Raw genomic sequence first — 19,276 nt, forward strand, 5'->3', positions numbered from 1 at the left:
CTCGGCGGGCGTCTCGATGCCATAGAGGTCGGACAGCGCGCGGGCCAGCGCCGCGTCCGAGGCGATATGCGCTTCGACGCGTGGCATTCCGGACACGGCGCGGACGGCGTCAACCGCATCCAGCGACACGGGGGCGGGCAGCGCGATGTGGAGCACTTCCCGCTCGCCCTGGTCCAGCAGCACCTTTTCGACGCGCAGCGGGACAACCCGATACTGGCGCGCCACGCGAGCGGGGATGTGGTTCAGCAGCCTGGCGTCTGGCGGGGTCCGTTCCAGGTCCACCGCCTCCACGCCGAACTGCTCGGCGAGTCCGCGGAGCACGTCGGCTTCGGAGCAGAGTCCCTCACGCACCAGCGCCCGCCCGAGCGGGACATGCACCTCATGGTGATGCACCAATCCCACCCGGAGCTGAGCGCGGTTGAGCACTCCCTGTTCCAGGAGAATCTCGCCGAGCGGACGTCGTGAGCCGGTCTCCATGAGAAGACATGAAGTCTTCACTCGACGCCCCGGTCGGCGAGAGGCGGCCCGCCGTGGGCTCGCCAGGTCGCCTGCCCTGCTGGCGGGGCTCAGCCGCGCGAGGCGAAGTGCTGCTCGTAGGCCTCGGGCTTGAAGCCGACGAGGACGGTGTCACCGGTGACGAGCACGGGGCGCTTCACCAGCTTCCCATCCGCGGCCAGCCACTCGACCAGCTCCGCGTCACTGGCGGCATCCACCTTCGCCTTGCCGAGCGCGCGGTAGCTCTGGCCGCTGGTGTTGAGCCACTTGCGGACGGAGACACCGCTGCGAGCAATCCATTGCTTCAGCTCCGCCACGGTGGGCGGCATCTCGACGATGGGGCGCACCTGGTGGGCAATACCTTGCTCCTGCAACCACTTCAGCGCCTTCTTGCAGGTGCCACAGCCCGAGTATGAGAGAACGAGGACGTCTTTCGCCATGTGCGCGCTTGTAACAGGGCACCCGCGTCCCTCCCAGCGATGAGTCCCGGGGGCGTCCGGACCCGGTTTGCGAGCCGCCAGCAGCGCGTGTTAGCGCGACGGGACATGAGAGCCTCCCGCTTCCCGCGCTCGCTGTTCGCGCTACCCGTGGTCCTGGTGCTCGTTGCCTGTTCGTCGGGGCCGGATGACAGGCCCGTTCCCGGAGACGACGCGGGCGTGCCGGACGGCGGCGCGGACTCAGGCACGCCGGACAGCGGCACGGATGCGGGCAGTGACGGCGACGCGGGCACGCCGGACAGTGGCACCGACGCGGGCACGCCGGACGCGGGTCCGGACATCGAGGTCCCCGAGGATGGCGGCACGATTGTCAGGGGGACGTTGACGGGACGGCTCACGGTGGAGGGCTCGCCGTACCGGGTGGAGGGGGATTCAAACGGGGTCGTCACCATTCCCCACGGGCAGGTGCTGACGGTGGGGCCGGGCGTCATCCTGGACTTCCGTGGCCGGCCGGAGGTGACGGAGCGGGACGTGGACTCGGACGCCCCCGACAATGTGATGAACCACCAGGCGGGCCGCGTGGAGGTCCGCGTGTACGGCGCCATCCAGGTCCGGGGAACGGCGGATGCGCCCGTGCTGCTGACGTCCACCAACCCCCATGGCTGGTGGGGGATGAACTTCTACGGCGCCAACTCCGTGGGCTCGGGCAACCCGGTGTTCGAGCACATGATTTTCGAGAAGGTGCGCAAGAACCAATACAACAGCGACCGCGATTGGACCCGTGGCGCGCTGTGGGTCTACTACCCGGGGGCGGTGACGATTACGGACTCGGTGTTCCGTGACAACGAGTCCTCCGCCAACTGCGGCGCGTTGGACCTGATGTTCACCGACGGCTCGCGAGTGGAGAACACCGTCTTCGAGAACAACCGCATCCGTGAAATCGACCGCTTCGCACAGCCGGGCACCTCTTCGATGGCCGGCGGTGGAGCGGTGTGCATCACCCATGGTCGCAACACGGTGCTGCGCGGCAACACGTTCCGGGGCAACTTCGTGCAGGCCTTCGGCGGCTCGCTGACGAGCGACCTCTGGGACCGGCCCATCCTCACGTGGCCCAACCCCCAGGGCATCTTTGACCTGGGCGGTGGTGCCGCCATCCACTACTTCCAGCCGGACAATGACCTGCTGGAGGGCAACGTGTTCGATGGCAACTTCATCCCGCTGGGCCCCGGCGCGGCCGTCCAGTTGGAGGACATCGGCGGATCGCGGACCGTCGTCATGCGAGGCAACCGCTTCGTGAACAATCGGGGCGGGGCCGGAGGTGTCATCACCTGCAACCGCGGGTCGAATACGGGGGAGCTGGTCATCACCCGCGACAACGTTTTCACTGGCAACACGGTGAATGGACAGCCGGCCACGAACATGACGGGCGACTGCGGCGTGGTGACGCAGTAACGGCCCTCACGGCGTGGCGAAGCGGACGCCCGCGCGGCTCAGCAGCGGGTCGTCCGCCAGTTGCCACAGCGCGACGGCGTGATTCTCCTGCCGGGTGCCACCGAAGTGCAGGCCGAGCACCGCGTGCGTCTCCAAATCGACGATGGGCGAGCCGGAGCTGCCTCCCAACGTGGAGCAGTCATGGGAGAGCTGCTGCCGGGCCGGGTCGAGCGAGAGCAGCTCTCCTGGCTGGAGTCGCTTCACGCCGAAGGCATCCGCGAAGATGCGCAGCAGCACCTCGGGCGGCGTCCGGCTGTGGTCCTTCATCGGGTAGCCCACGCAGTACAAGGCGCGGGAGTCCGTCGCGTCCGGTGCTTGGGTGGCGAGCCGCAGCGGGGCGGGACGCAGCACCGCCCCCTTGGGAGCGCCCAGCCGCAGCAGCGCCAGGTCATGCACGGTGTGAACCGCCGCGACGCCTTGGATGGGGAAGGTGGCCTGGGCATCGCGCTGGTGCTCCCCCAGCCAGTCCACCCGAGGCACCACGCCGAGCCGCAGCACCCACTTGTCCGTCGCCTGCCGGCAGAAGTGCTGCGCGACGTGACGGTTGGTCATCACCAGCTCATCGGTCACCAGGAAGCCCGTGCCGAGCATGCCGCTTCCGGCCAGTTCGATGCGCCCGGTGGCGTCGATGGTCCGCTCGATGTGCTCGCGGTGTGGCTCCAACATCTCCCACCCCACGGGCGGCGCACCGAAGCTGCCGTTCCGGATGGCGAGGGCAGGGCGCCCGAAGAAGGCGACGACCGTTTCCAGCGCTGTCCGCTCGGTTTCGGAGAGGGACGTGTCCTCCCCTGAATGCTCCAGCCGCGCGAGGACCTGCGCGCCCGTCGTCAGCAAGTCACGGAGTTCGTCACGCAGAGCGTCGGCAGTCACCTTGCCGACGACGGAGGTGGGCACGCGCCAGGAAGGGGGAAAGTGTGTGGCGACGAGCGCCTCCACGCCCTCAGGGTGCAGTGCCTCGCGGACCTTCGACAGGTCGCGGAGGGTGCGGCGTGCTCGGTGCAACGGCTCACGGGCTTGCTGGGTGGCGCTCATGGAGACGTCGTGCCTCACGGCGTCGGCAGGCCCGCCAGGGGAGCCGCTGGGGGAAGGAAGGTGTCGCAGATGGACTGGACCGGTGCGTACTCGCGCCGTCCGCGCATGAGCGTGCAGGCCTGTCGCAGCAGGTCGTCCGGCCGGAGCGAGAAGACATAGGCTCCGTCCGAGTCGAAGGTGGCGATGCGCGTGCCCATCTCATCGGGCACCATCTCCAGGCCGGAGCGGTAGCCCTGGTGCAGCTCTGCCACATGCCGGCCATCGGAGGTTCGCCAGAAGTGGAGCTTGCCCGCCGTGTCCGAGACACCGAAGCGCGCTTGTGCATGGCGGACCTTCACGTGGCTATCCGTGCTCACGTCGATTCTGCGCACGAGCGCGCCTGAGTTCGGGTCGAAGAGGTGGATGGCATCGTCTGTCACCGCGACGAGCCGGGACGTATCAGGAGAGAAGGAGAGCGCCTTCACCTTCCCGTCGATGGCCGCAAGGGGCTTCTTCTCGCCGTTGGTGGCGTCGAAGAGGTAGGCCTGTCCCATCCAGTAGACGTCGGGATGGTTGGCGACCGCGAAGTACTTGGAGTCCGGTGAGAACGCCATGACGGCGGCTCCCAGGCTCGTGGGCAGTGGCGCCAGCTTCGTCCCCGTGGCGCTTTCCCAGAGCGCGGAGGACTCGGGCACGTTGGAGAGGGTGACGAAACGCTCGCCGTCTGGTGAAAACGAGGCGCCCTGGGATGTCGTCGCAGCGGTGGCCAGAGGCGCTTCCCGCGTCAGCCGGCAGTCTCGGGCCGAGCCCAGGTAGACGGAGCGTTCGTCCTCAATCGCGAAGTATCTGCCGCTGGGGGCGAACTCGACGAGGGCGCTCTGGGAGAACGTCCTCTGCGTCTGACACGCGCCCTCGCCGGGCACCTCGGTCCGCTGGAGGTGCGCACGGGGGCGAGGCGACGCCAGGATGCTCTCGGTGGCGGGGTCCTCCGTGGGGGTGACGTGCCGCCATCGCCAGTGCGCGGGGAGCGAGGTCAGGTTGATTCCTGCTTCGATGGGCGGCGGCTGTGTGCGCGGTCCAAGGTTCGCCTGCGCCACGTCCCAGAACCGGACCTTCACGCCGCAGCGGACGGCGAGGTACTGGCCGTCGTGAGAGAAGGCGCCCTCCAGGGGCGGATACACGCCTTCGACGTCACACGCGCCCAGTGCTGTCTGGTTCGAGGTCTCCCTGTCAACGAGTGAGAGCTGGCCGCTTTGCGGCTCCCTCACCGCCATCCAACGCAGGTCCCTGGACACGGCGAAGCCGCCCGGCACGTACTCGCTCCAGGTGGAGATATCGATGTTCTTCCGCGTGAGGCCGGGTTCGGTCTGGACGAGGAGCGTGCGTCCATCCGGCGCGCTCAGGGCCCGCTCCGCCCGGGACTCCAAAGGCCCCTGGCGAAACATCCAGCGCAGGGTTGCCTGGGGAACCCGGATGAAGGGATGGGCGCCCACGGGATTTTCGGCGAACTCGACGGCGCGCCGCCCGTTCTCGAAGAGGCGTCCATGGAGGGGAATGGGCGTCCAGCGTGTTCGCATCCGCGGGGATGCCGCGCTTCCGGTGGCGTTGCCAGACCCTCTGTCACAGAAGCGCACGGTGAGCGCCGAGGAGAAGATGTCGTCGAAGGCCGAGAGGCTGCATTCGTCTTCGAAAGACGGCATGAGCGCGTGCCCTTCGAGTTTCGTGAGCGGGCGATGAAGGTCCCGGCCAGAGGGCAGCTCCAGCAGACGGAGGCTGACTTCGCCGCGCCGGTCGCCGAGCACGGCAAGCCTGCTCGAAGGAGAGAAGGCGACCGAGGGGCCCGGGTCATGCGTCGTGATGCAACGGATGAGGCGCGCATCGGAGGTCAGGTCGTAGAGGCACGTCAGTTCTTCACCGCCCACCCATGCGTAACGCGAGTCGCCCGACAGCACGGCCTGGGTGCAGGGCTCCTGGAAGGTCAGCTCGCGCAATGTCCGTCCGGTGTTCGCATCCCAGAGCTTCACCCTGCGGTCGCGACTGGCGGACAGCACGCGGTCGCCGCTGTCCGAGAACGAAATGGCTGTAATCCTGTCCTGGTGGGCATCCGGAATGGAGGGCACAGCGCCCTGGTGGCTCCACCTGAACAGGGTGCCTCGGCGCCCTCCCAGCCAAAGCGTTCCATCCCCAGGCGAGAAGCCAAAGGCGTGGGTGTCTTCCCCTGAAACGTCGGCGTACAGCGCGTCCGTGCATTCCACGAGCGCGCCCTTCGGGCACAGGTCGACGGACTCGAACTCGCGCAGCAGGCTGGCGGTGCGGACGTCCCAGAGCCGGCTGACGAACCGCATGGACGGAGTCAGCACGACGCCTCGTGTGAGGAGATGACCTGAGTCTGGAGAGAACGCGCCGACGGTGCGGGCCTCGAGCTCCGTGGACAAGGGGGCGGAGTAGAGGAAGGCGGCGATGGCCTCGGTCAGTGCTTCGGTCACTTCGTCCTGGGCTGCGTCCGCACCTGCCGGCGGGCTTCCCGCGAGTTGGATGGCCTGCGTGAGTGCCTCCACCTCGCGGCCAGGGCTGCGCGACAGGCTCACCACGGAATCGGCTTGGGAGATGCGCAACTGCAAGGAGAGCTGTTTCGAGGTCGCGGCCTCGGCGGCCACGGCAATCTCAGCCGCATCCTTCGCGGCCACGGCCTGCTGCTCGGAATCCACCGCCCGGAGGTAGAACCCGCTCACGCCCAGCAGCGCGCTGACGGAGGCACCCAGGGCGAGCCACAGGTTTCGCCGTGTCCGGCCGTACCGGCTCCGCTCCGCTTCCTGGCCGCGCAGGACGTACCGTTGGACCCGTGCGCTGGTTGGGTGCGGATGGCGCGTGACCATCGCCTGCGCGTGGGTGAGCGCCTCGCCTCGCAGCAGCCGGTGCTCGGCCTCCTGTCGCTGCTGAGCGTGCTCCGCTTCCCACCAGCGCTCCGCGTCGGCCTGCACGGCTTCGTGCCACCGGCGGAAGGCCCGGTCCTCGGTGCGCAGCTTCACGAAGCGCTGCCAGTGCGTGAGGAGCGCGTCGTGAATCAGCTCCACCGTCTCCTGCTGCCGGTGCCCGTCCTGGGCCGTCACCAGGAGCCGTCCGTTGACGAGCACCTGGAGCACCGCGTCCACCTCGGCCTGCTCACCCAGGCGCCCGCGCAGCACCTCCAGCGGCACTCGGCGCCCCTTGTCCTCCAGGCCGCTGTCCGCCTCACCCAACTGCACCAGCTCCAGCAACAGCCGGTCCGCCAGCAGGCGTTCCGAGGGCTTCAGCGGTTCGTAGACGCTGTCCGCCCAGCGCGCCAGCGAACCGAGCAGCCCCGCGCTGGCGTTGAAGGCCTCCAGGGTCATCGCGCCATCCCGCGACGCCTGCCATAGCTGCGTCAGCGCGACCTCCAGCAACGGAAGCACGGTGACGCGAGCGCCCGCGCCAGACTCCACGCGGAACTCCTCCTGCGCGGCCAGGGCGATGGAATCCACCACCTCGGGTGGGTCGAAGCGCAGGCCCACCTCCCGGGCCGGGCCGGCGATGATGTCCCGCAGCTCCGAGGGCGTCAGCACCGATGGCACCTGCACCCGGTGCTCACCGAGCAAGGTGCGCAGCCTCGGCGCGCGCTCGGACAGCACCGCGTCGAAGCCCTCGCGCAGGGCCACCACGCACGTCACGGGCAACGACTCATCCGCGAGCGCGGAGAGCTGCTGGAGGAATCGTTGATGTTGCGCCAGCTCCGCGCTGCTTCCGCGAAGGAGCACGTCCTCCAACGAGTCGATGACCAGCACCAGCCGCTTCCCTGGCTCCGGATTCGCGGCGCGCCACGCCTGGACGCGCGCGACCAACCCCTCTCCAGCGGGCAGGCCCGCGCCATCCAACGCGGCGAACGGCTCCAACCCCGGGCGCAGGGCCCGGACGTCCCAGTGCTGGCTGCCCGGAATGAACGTTCCGTCCCGCAGCGCGGGAATCAGCCCCGCGTGGAGCAGCGACGACTTGCCACTGCCCGAAGGGCCGGAGACCTCCACGAATCGGGGCAGCCTCGCGAGCAGCGGCAGCAACTGTTCGTCTAGCACCCGCCCGCGTCCCTTCCAGAACCGCGCGTCCGATTCACGGAATGACGCCAGGTCCCGGTAGGGGCAGTCCTCCGAAGCACTCAGCTCCGGACAGCGCGCGAGCAACTGCTCCGTGGGCGTCGCGTACGCCTCCCGCGCCTCCGAGCCCACGGCCTTGAAGCGCACCACACCCACCACGCGCCGCGTCTGCTCATCGAAGAGGGGCGCACCGCTGAAGCCCTCCCGGATGTCCGAGCCGTGCAGCAGCAGCTTGCGAAAGTCGCCGTCCCCCGTCGCATAGCCGATGGTGCCGCGGGCCCACGTGCCCGTGTCATCGAAGCCCCGTGGAAACCCGAACGTGGCGAAGCGGTGGTCCGCGCTCCGCTCCGCGCTGCCCAGGGGCAGCGGCGTGAACGGCCCTCGGAGCGGGCGCGTCAGCGTCAGCACCGCGAGGTCCGCCACCTCCGTGGGGCTCGATGCATCGAGCCGCAGTCGCGCCGTGGCCTTCTCGTGGCTCTGCAGCACCTCCAGGCAGATGGCGTCACGCTCGGTGTCGCTGAGCGTGTCGAGCACGTGCCAGCACGTCACCACCAGGCGCTCGGTGACGAGGAGCCCTGTCCCGAGGACGCGCTGCCGATCCCGGCTCAACACGCGAACGACGCCTTCTCGGAGGTCACTGCCTTTCATGATGCGCGCGAAGCTAGCACGCGCACCCTGAGCTGATTCCAGGCGCACTCAAGAGGTGGATTCTGTCTCCGTGAGCGCTTGCACGATTCGGCGGGCGGCCCGCCCCAGGGGGATGTCCGCGTGGTGGTGGAGCTGGGGGCGGAACGCGTGGGTGGCGTCACCCGCCAGCTTCAGGGCCTTCAGCTCGCCCCGGCGCAGCTCGCGGGTGGCCATGTATTCGGGCAGCCACCCGAAGCCCAGCCCCTCCAGGATGGCCGCCTTCTTCGCCGCGAAGTCATTGAGATGCACCGTGGAGCGTGCCTCCAACTCGCCGGTGCTGAGCTGGAGCCGCGGGTCCGAGCCGCGCACCGTGAGCACCAGGTGCTCGGCCAGATCCTCGTCCTTCAACGGTCCCCGCCGCCGGGCGAGGGGATGGCCCCGGTGGGCCACCAGGATGGCCTTGAGCTCCGGCAGGCGGTACGTGCGGAGGCCCGGCACGGTGGGCGGCAGCAGCGTCACCATCAGGTTCGCCTCCTCGCGCACGAAGGCCGCTTCCACGCCGGAGAGGAACTCCGCGGAGACGTGGAAGCGGGTGCTGGCGCCCTCGGCGCGCAATTCCTTCAGCACGCGCAGCAGGGGCTCGGCGGGGAAGATGCCGTCGAAGACGATGCGCAGCGCGGGCTCCCAGCCGGCGCGAATCTCCGCGCACGCGGCCTCCAACTCGCGCTCGGCGGCCAGCAGCTTGCGGCAGTGCTCCAGAATCCGTTCCCCGGCGGGCGTCAGCCGGGTGCGGTAGCCGCGCCGGTCGAGCAGCGTCAGCTCCGTCTGCGCCTCGAGCGTGCGCAGCGCGTACATCACCGCCGTGTGTCCCTTTCGCAGGGCCTCCGCCGCGGCGGTGAAGGTGCCATGGCGGGCGAGGGCGTCCAGGGCGCGGGCATGCTCCAACGTGACGTTCATGCCCGACATTGTGCAATCTTCAGACAGATACAGGCAGTTCTCTGTGCTCAGTCCGCGTCCTCTGCGCTGGACTGGCTGCTTAATGACGCATGACGCTGCGCGCCCTATGCCGGGTGTGAGAGCCGCCCTACAGTCCCTCACAGTGAGGTGCTCCGAGAGCACCCACCTCGACGGAGGGGAATATGACGGGAAAGCTGTCTAGGGCCCTGGCTGTGGTGTCACTGCTGGCCTCCACGAGCGCGAGCGCGCAGGAGGAGGCGCAGGCGCTGGAGTCCTCCGCGCGGGATGAGCGCAGTGGCCTGGAACTCACCGTGGGGGTCGGCTTCCAGGTGGGCGCCGGCTACGTCTACCGGGAGGGTGCGGGGCTGGACCGGCAGGTCCGCGACCTGAAGCTCAGCGACGCGGCCAATGGGGGCATCGCCTTCCTGTTGGAGGCGGGCTACCGCGTCACCTCGCGCTGGTACGTGGGCGCGTTCGGCCAGTACTCGCACGTGCTGACGAAGACGAACCCGTACACGTGCCCGGAAGGCTACGACTGCTCCACGTCGCAAATCCGCTTCGGTCCCCACGTGCAGTATCACTTCGCGCCGGACGCCTCGTTCGACCCCTTCGTGGGGCTGGGCGTGGGCATGGTCCTGCTCAACAACAAGGTCTCCGGTCCCATCACCCAGCCCGCGCCCGGAACGGTGGAGATTGACAGCCAGTCGCGCGGCCCTGAGTTCGTGAACCTGACCCTGGGCGGCAAGTGGCGGCTGTCGGATTCGCTGTCGTTCGGCCCGTACCTGACGGGCACGTATGCTCGCTACACCACGCGCAGCGGCACCTCGACGGTGAACATCCCCGCCATCAATCTCACGCAGGAGACGCCGCTGGAGCAGGTGGGCGATGGCCCCTATGGCTTGCTCATGCTCGGAGTTCGCGGGACCTGGAACCTCTAATCCGGAATAGCCGGGTTTGTGTTTCACGCGCAGTCTCAAGTGACGCGGTGCCAACACGCCGCGTCACATGTTTCCCTACCGGGGACGTCGTCGTTCGGGATTCTCAACGCCTGCTGGCTGCGTAGAGTGCGGGCAGAGATTTTCATCCCGAGGAGTCGCCCATGGTTCGTGGTTGGCAGCGGTGGAGCGCGTGCGGAGTCCTGGGTGGATGGGCGCTGCTGAGTCTTCCCGGGGCCTCAATCGCAAAGGCGCCTCCGCTTCAACAGGTCACCAGTTGGGTGCACCAGTCCGGCGGCCCGCAGGACGAACTGGCACAGGCCGTCACCACCTCCGGCAACGCCGTCTATACGGCGGGCTACACCAGCGGGCAGCTCGACGCGGAGCCCTCGGCGGGGGGGCAGGACGCCTACGTATCGAAGTACGACGCCTCGGGCGCGCTGCTGTGGACGCGGCAGCTGGGAACGTCCGCGAATGACCGCGCGCTCGCGGTGTCCGCGGATGAAGCCGGCAACGTCTACGTCGCGGGCTACACGTGGGGCAGCTTCAGCTTCTACGAGAACGCCGGCGGCACGGACCTGTTCGTGGCGAAGTACGACGAGAAGGGGGCCTTCCAGTGGGTCCGGCAGTTCGGCACCGCCACGGATGACTACGCCACGGGAATCGCCGCCACGCGGCTGGCGTCGCATGACGTCGTCTTCGTCAGTGGCTACTCACTGGGGCGCTTCGATGGCTCGGCGCCGCAAGGCAACTACGACGTGGTGGTGGCCAAGTTCGACACGGGCGGCAATCCCTACTGGCTGCGCCAGTTCGGCTCCGCGCGCAGCGACGTGGCGCTGGGCGTGGCCGTGAGCCCCAACGAGGACATCTACGTCACGGGCTACACCTACGGCAGCCTCGACGGCGTGACGAACCCGGGCAACACGGTGGACCTGTTCCTGACGAAGTACAGCATCCTGGGCGAGCCGCAGTGGGTTCGCCAGCTCGGCTCCTCGCATGACGAGTTCGGCACCGGCGTCGCGGTGGCGGACGACGGCGGCGTCTATGTGTCGGGCTACACGTCGGGCGCGCTGGAGGGGAGCACCCGCCTGGGCTCCTATGACGCCGTGCTGGTGAAGTACGACACCCAAGGCAACTGGCATTGGACGCGGCAGATTGGCACGGCGACCACCGACTATGCGCAGTCCGTGGCGGTGAGCAAGGAGGGCCGTGTCTACCTGGCGGGATTCACCTCCGGCGCCATGGGCGGCGAGCCGTCGCTCGGGAGCACCGACATGTTCCTGGCCACCTACGACATCCACGGCACGTGGCTGGATTTCCGGCAGGTGGGCTCCACGTCGGCGGACCGTGGCCAGGGCGTGGCCATCGCGGAGGACGGCGCCATCTATCTGGTGGGCTACACCTTGGGGCAGACGTCCAGCTTCCCCAGCGCGGGGGGCTACGACGCGGTGCTGTACCGCTTCCTGGATGGCGCCGCGTTGCCGGATGAGCCAGGGCCGTGGGCGCCCCGATGGGACTCCAAGGCCCTCTGAGCCGTTCGCCGTCCAGCACGGGACATCGCGCGCGGGGGCAAGCGGCCACCGCGCGAAGCCGCGCTACGCTTCCGCCATGAGCCAGCAGGGCGACGGCGCGGCGACGGCCCGCTACAAACAAGCGGCCGCCGAATGGGCGGTGGACGGCTTCGTCCAGCCGGGCATGGTGGTGGGGCTGGGCACGGGCAGCACCGCGGCCTTCGTCGTCCAGCATCTGGCCGCGCTGCGCGCGCGGGGACGGTTGCTGGACGTCGTGGGCGTGCCCACCTCGCGCGCCACGGAGGCGTTGGCTCGCTCGTTGGGCGTGCCCGTGTCGACGCTGGACGCGCACCCCGTGCTGGACGTCACCCTCGACGGCGCGGACGAAGTGGCGCCGGACCTGTCCCTCATCAAGGGCGGAGGTGGCGCGCTGCTGCGCGAGAAGATCGTCGCGCAAGCCAGCCGGCGCGTCGTCATCGTGGTGGACGCGGGAAAGCTCTCCCCCGTGCTGGGCTCGCACTGGCCGGTGCCGGTGGAGGTGATGTCCTTCGGTTGGCGCTCCCAGGCGCGGTTCCTCGAATCACTTGGCGCGCGCGTCACCGTCCGGCAGGGCGCTGGCGGCGAGCCCTTCCTCACGGACCAGGGAAACCTCGTGCTCGACTGCGCCTTCGGCCCCATCGACGCGCCCGCGGCGTTGGCCGCGAGCCTGGGCGCGCGCGCGGGAATCGTGGGCCACGGCTTGTTCCTGAACCTCACCACGGACCTGGTGGTGGCGGGTCCGAAGGGCGTGGCGCACCGCGCGCGCTGATGTCAACGCGGTGTGAACGCGCACCCAGAGTCCTCTCTTACCCAGAAGACAAACAGTGGCAACGTAGGCGATTGTGCGGCCAGTTTATTCTGTAATCCTTGCATTCACTGGCGTTTGGAGCCAATTCCAGCGCAATCCCGCAGCTCGCCTGGACGCACAGGGGCACTGAAGCGTCGCGCTAGAATCGTGACGGACCGTGTTGGTGAAGCGGTTAGAATCGTCTGCCAGCCAGCACTTCAGAGGGGGCCAATCTGGGGGTGGCTGGTCCGAGGGTGCCTTGCGTATGCGACTCTTCCGTTTCTCTGTTTCCGCGGCCTTGCTGCTGTCAGCAGCGTCGTGTTCTTCCGACAAAACCCCGCCAGGGGGGACGCCTCCTGAAGTCGACGAGGCATCGGCGACGCGTGTGCGGCGCATGACGCGTGCGGAGTACGACAACAGCGTCAACGCCATCTTCCCCACGACGGTGCCGCTGGTGATGACGTACGCCTTCGCGCCGGAGGACACCATCCTCGGGTTCTCCACCCATGACCGGCTGCAGGTCACGTCGTTGCTGGCGGACCAGATTGACGTGGCCGCGAACAACCTCGCGGAGTACGGCAAGGTCCAACTGCGCGCGGACTGGACGTGCGCGGCGGGCGTTCCGGATCTGGAGTGCGCGGAGAAGTTCATCCGCGGCATCGCCTCGCACGCCTACCGCCGGCCCGTCACCGACGACGAGGTCGCCGACCTCCTGGTGCTGTGGCAGGAATCGAGCAGGGGGACGGACCCGGGCACCGGGGCCCGCATGGTGCTCCAGGGCATCTTCTCCTCGGCGTCCTTCCTGTACCGCACCGAGCTGGGCGCGGAAGGTGCCGGCGCCAATCAGGTGGTGCGGATGACGCCGCATGAAGTCGCCACCGCGCTGGCCTTCGCCATCACCGCCGGCCCCGCCGACGCGGAGCTGATGGCCGCGGCCGAGGCGGGCCAGCTCGACTCTCCGGACGAGCGTGAGAAGCACGCCCGCCGGCTGCTGGCCACCCCCGCGGCGCAGCGGCACCTGTACCGCTTCGTCGAGGAGTGGATTGGCATCACCGGCCAGGCCAACCTCACCAAGAACAACCAGGTGTTCCCGGTGTTCAGCGCGGCCTTCAAGGTCTCCAGCCAGGCGGAGACGCGGGCCTTCATCAATCACATCCTGAAGGAGCGCAACGGCTCCGTCCGCGAGCTGCTCAACGCCGACTACACCTACGCCGACGCGCGCATGGCGTACTTCTACGGCACCCAGCCCTCCATGCCGGACGGAACGCTGGGCCGGCTGCCGCTGCCAGCAGAGCGCGCGGGCATCCTCACCCACGCCAGCGTGCTGGCCACCTACGCGCTTTTCGACTCCAGCTCGCCCATCCGCCGGGGCAAGTTCATCATGCACCGCCTGCTGTGCCGCGAGGTGCCGCCGCCGCCGGCGACCATCTCCATCATCCCGCCGGAGCCGGTGCTGGACCGCACCACGCGTGAGCGCTTCGCCGCCCACACCAACAACCCGACGTGCGCGGGCTGCCACCGGACCCTGGACCCCATCGGCTTCGGTTTCGAGGACTTCGACGGCCTGGGCAAGCACCGCACGGTGGAGAACGGCCTGGCGGTGGATGCCTCCGGCGCCGTCGAGCTCTCCACGGGGACGGTCCCCTTCACGGGCGCCGCGGCGCTGGCGCGCGTGCTGGCGACCAGCGACGACGTGGGGGACTGCGTGCCGCTCCAGCTCTTCCGCTTCGCCATGGGACGTGACGAGACCCCCGTCGACGAGCACATGCTGGCCGACATGCGGTCCATGTTCCGGGCCAACCCGGAGTGGCGCATGGGCGATGCGCTCGTCGGCCTCGTGCGCTCCCCGTATTTCGTCCACCGGCGTACCTCTTCCCCCGAGTAGCCCCCATGCTCCGCGAACTTTCCCGACGCTCCCTGCTCCAGGCGCTGGCCGGCTCGACGGCGGCGCTTCCCCTGGCCAACCTGCTCGGCACCACCGACGCCTACGCCCAGGGCACCACGCCGCCGCTGCGCTTCGTGGCCCTGTTCACCTCGCACGGCTGCCTCCCGGAGCTCTGGAATCCCCAGGGCTCGGAGACGAACTTCACGCTCGACTTCCCCGACTCCATGCTCTCGCCGCTCCAGCCGCACCGGGACAGGCTCCTGGTGCTGGACGGCCTCGACTACCAGGTCCTCTACGAGCAGGGCCTGACGGGCCATGAGGGCGGCCCGGTGACGTTCCTCACCGGAAGCAAGGTCAACACCGGCAGCGGGGACCACCTGCCGGAGAGCGCCTCGCTGGACCAGGTGCTGGGCAACCACATCGGTGGTGGCACGCGCTTCCGCTCCCTGCAGCTTAACGCCTGGGAGCAGTTCGGCGGCCAGCACGTCTACAACAGCATCAGCTTCACGGCGAACGGCTCGCGCGTCCCCTTCGAGCGCGACCCGGCCAACGTGTACCAGCGCCTCTTCGGTGACGCGCCCTCGCCGACCGCCGACCCGGCGCAGGTGGCGAGCAACCGGGCGCGCCGCAAGAGCCTGCTGGACTTCCTGATGAAGGACGCCACGCGCCTGCGCAACCGCCTGGCGGGCGCCGAGCGCCAGAAGCTGGAGACGCACCTGGAGGCGCTGCGCGACATCGAGCGGCGTCTGGGGGCGCTGGCCGTGGAGCCGGCGCCGCTCCCCAAGCAGCAGTCCGGCGAGGCCGTTTGCGGTGGCGGCGCCGCTCCGCCGTCCTACGGCCTGGGCGGCCTGGGGGACCTCAACAACATGCCGGCGCTGACGCGGCTGCACATGGACCTCATCGCGCGCGCCTTCGCGTGTGACCTGACGCGCGTCGTCACCATGACGATTCCGGGGCCGTCCATGCCCTGGCTGCGCATCCACGAGGACACGCACAACGACATCGCCCACCTGCTCGATGTGCAGGATGAGCCCCGCCGGAGCACCATCCGCGGGAAGATGGTGCTGATTCAGCGCTGGTACGCCGAGCAGTTGGCCTACCTGATGACGCAGTTGGCCAACATCCCGGAGGGCAGCGGCACCGCGCTGGACAACACGCTCATCTACTGGGGCAACGAGCTGGGCGATGCGTCCGGCCATATGAACGTGCGCGTCCCCACCGTGCTCGCGGGCGGGGCGGGGGGACGCTTCCGCATGGGCCGCTTCCTGCGCGTGCGCCCCGCGGGCTCCAACCCGCTGGGCGGCTGGGCGGGCCCCGGCACGCGGCTGAGTGGCGCCGTGGCGCACAACAAGCTGCTGGTCTCCATTGCCCGAGCCTTCGGCGTGAATGTGAATACGTTCGGCCACCCCGACTACACGGGGGAGCTGCCGGGCCTCACCTGAGCGGCGCTCGGGCTTGAAGTCCGGGCCCCGGTGGGAGCCGCGTGCTTCCGCCGGGGCCTTCGTGTTTCTTCAGGGCGCCGCGGTGTCAGCGCTTCGCCACCTGCGCAGCAGCTCGCTGGCGCTGCCACCGCGCTCCAACTGCGCGTGGGTCACCGCGTTGGACGCGTCCAGGTGGATGACGAAGGCCAGCGTTGGCTCGCCGCGCAGGTGGTAGCGCAGGTCGGCGATGCGCACCTTCCGACCTCCTTCGGCCAGCGGCTCCATGTGGACGAGTGGGAAGCGGGCCCATGCGAGCGCCTCGCGCACCGTCGGCACGGCCTGCACGTGCTCCGGCAGCGTGCTCCCGGTGGCTTCCGCGCGTCGGGCCTCTGAGGGCGGACCGGCCAGGGGGACATCTCCCGCGGCGAAGACGTCACCGGGCAGCGTGGCCACGTAGCGCCACGTGCTCACGGAGAAGGGCAGGGGAAAGACGCGCACCGCCTGCGCGGCGGGGTAGGCCGCCTCCACCCGCTGCGTCAGCACCGCCCAGGTGGCCACGCGGAAGCCCACGTACGCCACGGAGCAGGCCGCGCTCCACAGCAGCGTCCGTCGCCAGTCCGCGCGCCGGCGCCAGGCCAGGATGGCTCCGCCGAGCAGCGGCAGCGTCACCCAGGGGTCCACCACCATCGTCCAGTCCAGGCTCAGGCGGCTGTCGGAGAAGGGCAGCAGCACCCGCGTCCCCCAGCCCGTCCACAAGTCGGGCAGGAGGTGCGCGAAGACGACGGAGGCCAGGCTGGTGAGGAACACGGGCGCCAGCCGCGCGCCGCGAAACAGGGCGCGGGCGGCCAGCGTGGCGGTGAGCGCCACCAGCGGCGCGGCGACGAGCGCGTGGGACAGCCCCCGGTGGGCCTGGAGCGCCACCGTCACCGCGTCGCCGCGCGCCAGCAGGGTGTCCAGGTCCGGCAGCTCCGCGGCGAGCACCGACGCCACCAGCACCGCGCGGTCCGTGGGGGAGGCGCGCTCCGGGGCGCCGGGGCGCACGTCGGGCTTGCGCATGGCGCCAATGGCGAGCCCGAGCAGTCCGTGGGTGAGGTTGTCCATGGCGTGGCTTCGTCTATCGCCCCACGGGCCGCGTGGCCAGCGGCAGGGGAGGCGCCATTCGCCCGGCGCCTGAAACGGCGAAGCGGGACGCCGGAAATCCCCGACGTCCCGCTCCAGGTGTGGCGTCACCGGGCCAGGCCCGGCGTCAGCGGCTGACTACCCGCCCAGCGCGCCGTTGATGAGCGGGGCCACAATCTGCATGCCCGGGTCCTCGGCGTTGTAGCCGTTGGCGGGCTCGTAGATGCGGACGCGCTGGTTGCCGTTGATCCACCGCGACAGGAACGTGTCCATGCCCACGAACTCGCTGTAGCACTTGTACGTCTGGCTCCACGGGAACTCGAGGTACTCGTACCAGTAGCGCTTCTTCTCCATCTGCTGGCAGGCGTGCGCGCCGATGAAGGTGATGATGGTGCTGCAGTGGCTGGAGTTGATGGCGCGCTCGTGCGGGATGAAATAGCTGAAGTTGTTGTACTTGTTCAGCTCGGTGACCAGCGCGTCCTGGTCCTGCTTCCAGTAGCCCAGCACGGACTCCTTGTCGTTGGGCGAGTGGAAGCGGTCATACGAGAAACGCGAGTAGTTGTAGTCGCGCGAGTAGCCCGTGTAGGCCAGCTGGTCGTTGGGGAACTCCTGCGCCACCATGCGGTTGATGGTGCCGAAGTCGCTCTGGCTGAACGTGCCCGGCAGCAGGGAGAAGACGGAGTTCAGGTCCCACGACTGGCGAATCTTGTCGTGCAGCGCGCGCGAGCGGAAGTTCGCGTTGGGCGCCAGGAAGATGGGGCCGGAGTCGTTGAGCAGGTAGCCACGCGCCGGGTTGATGGCCTTGCGCAGGAAGTAGTAGCCGGCCGACGTCGCCGTGCCACCCGCGCTGTAGCCCGTCATCAGCATCTTCTGGACGTTGGGGAACTGCGTCTTCGCGTAGTTCGCCACCGCCAGCGTGTTGTTGTAGCCGTTGTGGTGCCACGTCAGCGGCGGGTTCTGCCCCGTCGAATCGACGTAGGTGGCCACGTTGTTGCCCACGTGCACGTCACCGGTGCAGTACGGCACGTAGACGATGTTCCAACCCTTCGTCACCAGGTCCGTCTTGCTGCGCCCCGGCAGGCCCGGGTCCGCGCCGTTGACGAGCGGCGACACATACTTGGCCGTGAACTGGGTGATGTAGTCGTCGGCGATGCCGTTCGGATTGGCGGCGCCCAGCAGGCCCGCGCGGCCGCTACACGTGTCGTAATCCCAGCACGCGCCGCCACCTTCGAACAGGAACATCAGGTTGGGCGAACCCGTGCGATGTACCCAGAACTTGAACTGGGAGCCATTGCCACACTTGGTTCCTGGCAGCTCCACCTTCTGCCAGTTGTAGTTGTTGCCACCGTCCACCAGCACGTCGACGATGGAGGACATCACCACCTCCGCGCGTGCGGCTGCGGGCACGAGCGCGGCGGCCGTGAGTCCAGCCAGGACCAGGTTCTTCATTCGGGGACCTCCGGGTTTAGTTGGGAAATCCGTGTATACAATGGCGTTGCATCCGCGTCAGGAGGATTGTGGTTGTTTCACGTTTCCGACGAGAGGGACGCGGGTGCTGCATTGCGCCAAGGATGCGACGCATTGCGGCATCCGATGTGGTGCGTTGCGCTATCGCGCGGTGGGAGGTTGCCGCGCCCACTCCGTGCGCGGTATTCGGAGCGCCATGGCCGTGAATGCATGGAGAAAGGGCCTGCCCGGCCTTGTCGTGGCGACGGGCCTCGTGGTGGCGGCGCTGGTGTACGCGCTTCGCCAGGACCCGGAGCCGGTGACGCCGGAGTCGCCCGCCGTCATCGAGCAGGCCGCCACGCCCATGGCGCCGCATGCCGAGGCGCGCACGCCGCCGCCTCCTCCGCGGGCCACGCCGCCGCCGTTGGACCTGACGCGGCCGCCCGAGGAAGTGCCGGACGAAAACGCGCCCAAGGTGCACCCGGTGGACCTGCAGGTGATTCGCGCGAAGCTGCCCGACAACCTCTACTGGCGGATGGGCGCGCCCACGCAGGACCCGGCGGAGCTGGAGCGCCGCGAAGCGGAGTCCCGCCGCTGGAACGAGCTCTACGGCAAGGTGCTGTCCGCGGATGCCACGGTGGAGCAGATTCGCGAGTACTACGGCCACCGCCGGCAGGTGTCCGAGGACTTCATCACCTTCTCCACCGAGGTGTTGTCCCGGTTCGGTGACGTGCTGCCGGAGCGGGACCGCGGGCTCTACGAGCTGAGCATCAACATGCACCGCACGCGGCTGGCGGAGCTGCCGGCGCAGGAGCAGGACGCGCTGGACCGGCGAGAAGCCCAGGAGCGCCGCCGCGAGGCCTGGCGCCAGGGCCTCCAGTCGCCCTGAGCGCGCTCCCGTGCGGGCGAGGAGACTGTCCATCTCCGGACAGTGCCTCCGCGGGCGCGCCCGGCATGCCTCGGGGTGGGGAAGGGCGTCTCCCCCGAGCGGCGAGAATGTCGGCTGCCTTGC

At 69.1% G+C, this 19,276-nt stretch carries 13 protein-coding genes and 1 pseudogene; 7 read left to right on the forward strand and 7 right to left on the reverse strand.

The features are described 5' to 3' along the window. Positions 1-477 (reverse strand): annotated as a pseudogene (locus tag FMP39_RS19605) (hypothetical protein); the annotation flags it as partial. A gap of 89 nt (positions 478-566) precedes the next feature. Further along, on the reverse strand, positions 567-935 hold the full coding sequence (locus FMP39_RS19610; protein WP_011555454.1) for an arsenate reductase family protein: 369 nt from the start codon (positions 933-935) through the stop codon (positions 567-569). Positions 936-1,040: 105 nt separating this feature from the next. Here FMP39_RS19610 and FMP39_RS19615 point away from each other — a divergent pair, with 105 nt between their 5' ends. Further along, entirely contained in the window at positions 1,041-2,384 is a 1,344-nt protein-coding gene (locus tag FMP39_RS19615) for a right-handed parallel beta-helix repeat-containing protein (RefSeq protein WP_141591856.1), read from the forward strand. Between the two features lie 6 nt (positions 2,385-2,390). Here FMP39_RS19615 and FMP39_RS19620 read toward each other — a convergent pair whose 3' ends face one another. Genes FMP39_RS19620 through FMP39_RS19630 form a run of 3 tightly spaced genes read right to left on the reverse strand, consistent with a single transcriptional unit; the run spans position 2,391 to position 9,121 of the window. After that, positions 2,391-3,473 carry a serine protease gene (locus tag FMP39_RS19620; RefSeq protein WP_228558136.1) on the reverse strand — a complete coding sequence of 361 codons (1,083 nt, stop codon included), beginning with the start codon at positions 3,471-3,473 and terminating at the stop codon, positions 2,391-2,393. Continuing rightward, positions 3,470-8,185: a trypsin-like peptidase domain-containing protein gene (locus FMP39_RS19625; protein WP_228558137.1), complete on the reverse strand. Its 4,716-nt coding sequence runs from the start codon at positions 8,183-8,185 to the stop codon at positions 3,470-3,472. Before FMP39_RS19625 ends, FMP39_RS19620 begins: the two co-directional genes overlap by 4 nt. A 48-nt stretch (positions 8,186-8,233) precedes the next feature. Further along, entirely contained in the window at positions 8,234-9,121 is an 888-nt protein-coding gene (locus FMP39_RS19630) for a LysR family transcriptional regulator (RefSeq protein ID WP_228558138.1), read from the reverse strand. 182 nt (positions 9,122-9,303) lie between these two features. Here FMP39_RS19630 and FMP39_RS19635 point away from each other — a divergent pair, with 182 nt between their 5' ends. The 5 genes from FMP39_RS19635 (at position 9,304) to FMP39_RS19655 (ending at position 15,720) form a co-directional block, all read left to right on the forward strand. Next, positions 9,304-10,059 (forward strand): outer membrane beta-barrel protein, encoded by a 756-nt coding sequence (locus FMP39_RS19635; protein WP_141591860.1) that lies wholly within the window; start codon positions 9,304-9,306, stop codon positions 10,057-10,059. A 161-nt stretch (positions 10,060-10,220) separates the two neighbouring features. Next, positions 10,221-11,588 carry an SBBP repeat-containing protein gene (locus FMP39_RS19640; protein ID WP_228558139.1) on the forward strand — a complete coding sequence of 456 codons (1,368 nt, stop codon included), beginning with the start codon at positions 10,221-10,223 and terminating at the stop codon, positions 11,586-11,588. Positions 11,589-11,664: 76 nt separating this feature from the next. Further along, positions 11,665-12,375 (forward strand): ribose-5-phosphate isomerase RpiA, encoded by a 711-nt coding sequence (gene rpiA, locus FMP39_RS19645; RefSeq protein ID WP_141591861.1) that lies wholly within the window; start codon positions 11,665-11,667, stop codon positions 12,373-12,375. A gap of 196 nt (positions 12,376-12,571) precedes the next feature. After that, on the forward strand, positions 12,572-14,278 hold the full coding sequence (locus FMP39_RS19650) for a DUF1592 domain-containing protein (RefSeq protein WP_141591862.1): 1,707 nt from the start codon (positions 12,572-12,574) through the stop codon (positions 14,276-14,278). 5 nt (positions 14,279-14,283) lie between these two features. Continuing rightward, positions 14,284-15,720: a DUF1552 domain-containing protein gene (locus tag FMP39_RS19655; protein ID WP_141591863.1), complete on the forward strand. Its 1,437-nt coding sequence runs from the start codon at positions 14,284-14,286 to the stop codon at positions 15,718-15,720. A gap of 69 nt (positions 15,721-15,789) precedes the next feature. On the opposite strand, the gene FMP39_RS19660 is transcribed toward FMP39_RS19655, so the two are convergent. After that, positions 15,790-16,800: a metal-dependent hydrolase gene (locus tag FMP39_RS19660; RefSeq protein ID WP_141591864.1), complete on the reverse strand. Its 1,011-nt coding sequence runs from the start codon at positions 16,798-16,800 to the stop codon at positions 15,790-15,792. A 156-nt stretch (positions 16,801-16,956) separates the two neighbouring features. Further along, positions 16,957-18,267 (reverse strand): pectin acetylesterase-family hydrolase, encoded by a 1,311-nt coding sequence (locus FMP39_RS19665; RefSeq protein WP_141591865.1) that lies wholly within the window; start codon positions 18,265-18,267, stop codon positions 16,957-16,959. Between the two features lie 214 nt (positions 18,268-18,481). Between FMP39_RS19665 and FMP39_RS19670 the strand changes: the two genes are divergently transcribed. After that, positions 18,482-19,153: a hypothetical protein gene (locus tag FMP39_RS19670; protein WP_141591866.1), complete on the forward strand. Its 672-nt coding sequence runs from the start codon at positions 18,482-18,484 to the stop codon at positions 19,151-19,153. Positions 19,154-19,276: the final 123 nt, after the last annotated feature.

Source organism: Myxococcus sp. AB056 (genome assembly GCF_006547365.1).
In the GTDB taxonomy this organism is placed as follows: Bacteria; Myxococcota; Myxococcia; order Myxococcales; family Myxococcaceae; genus Myxococcus; species Myxococcus virescens.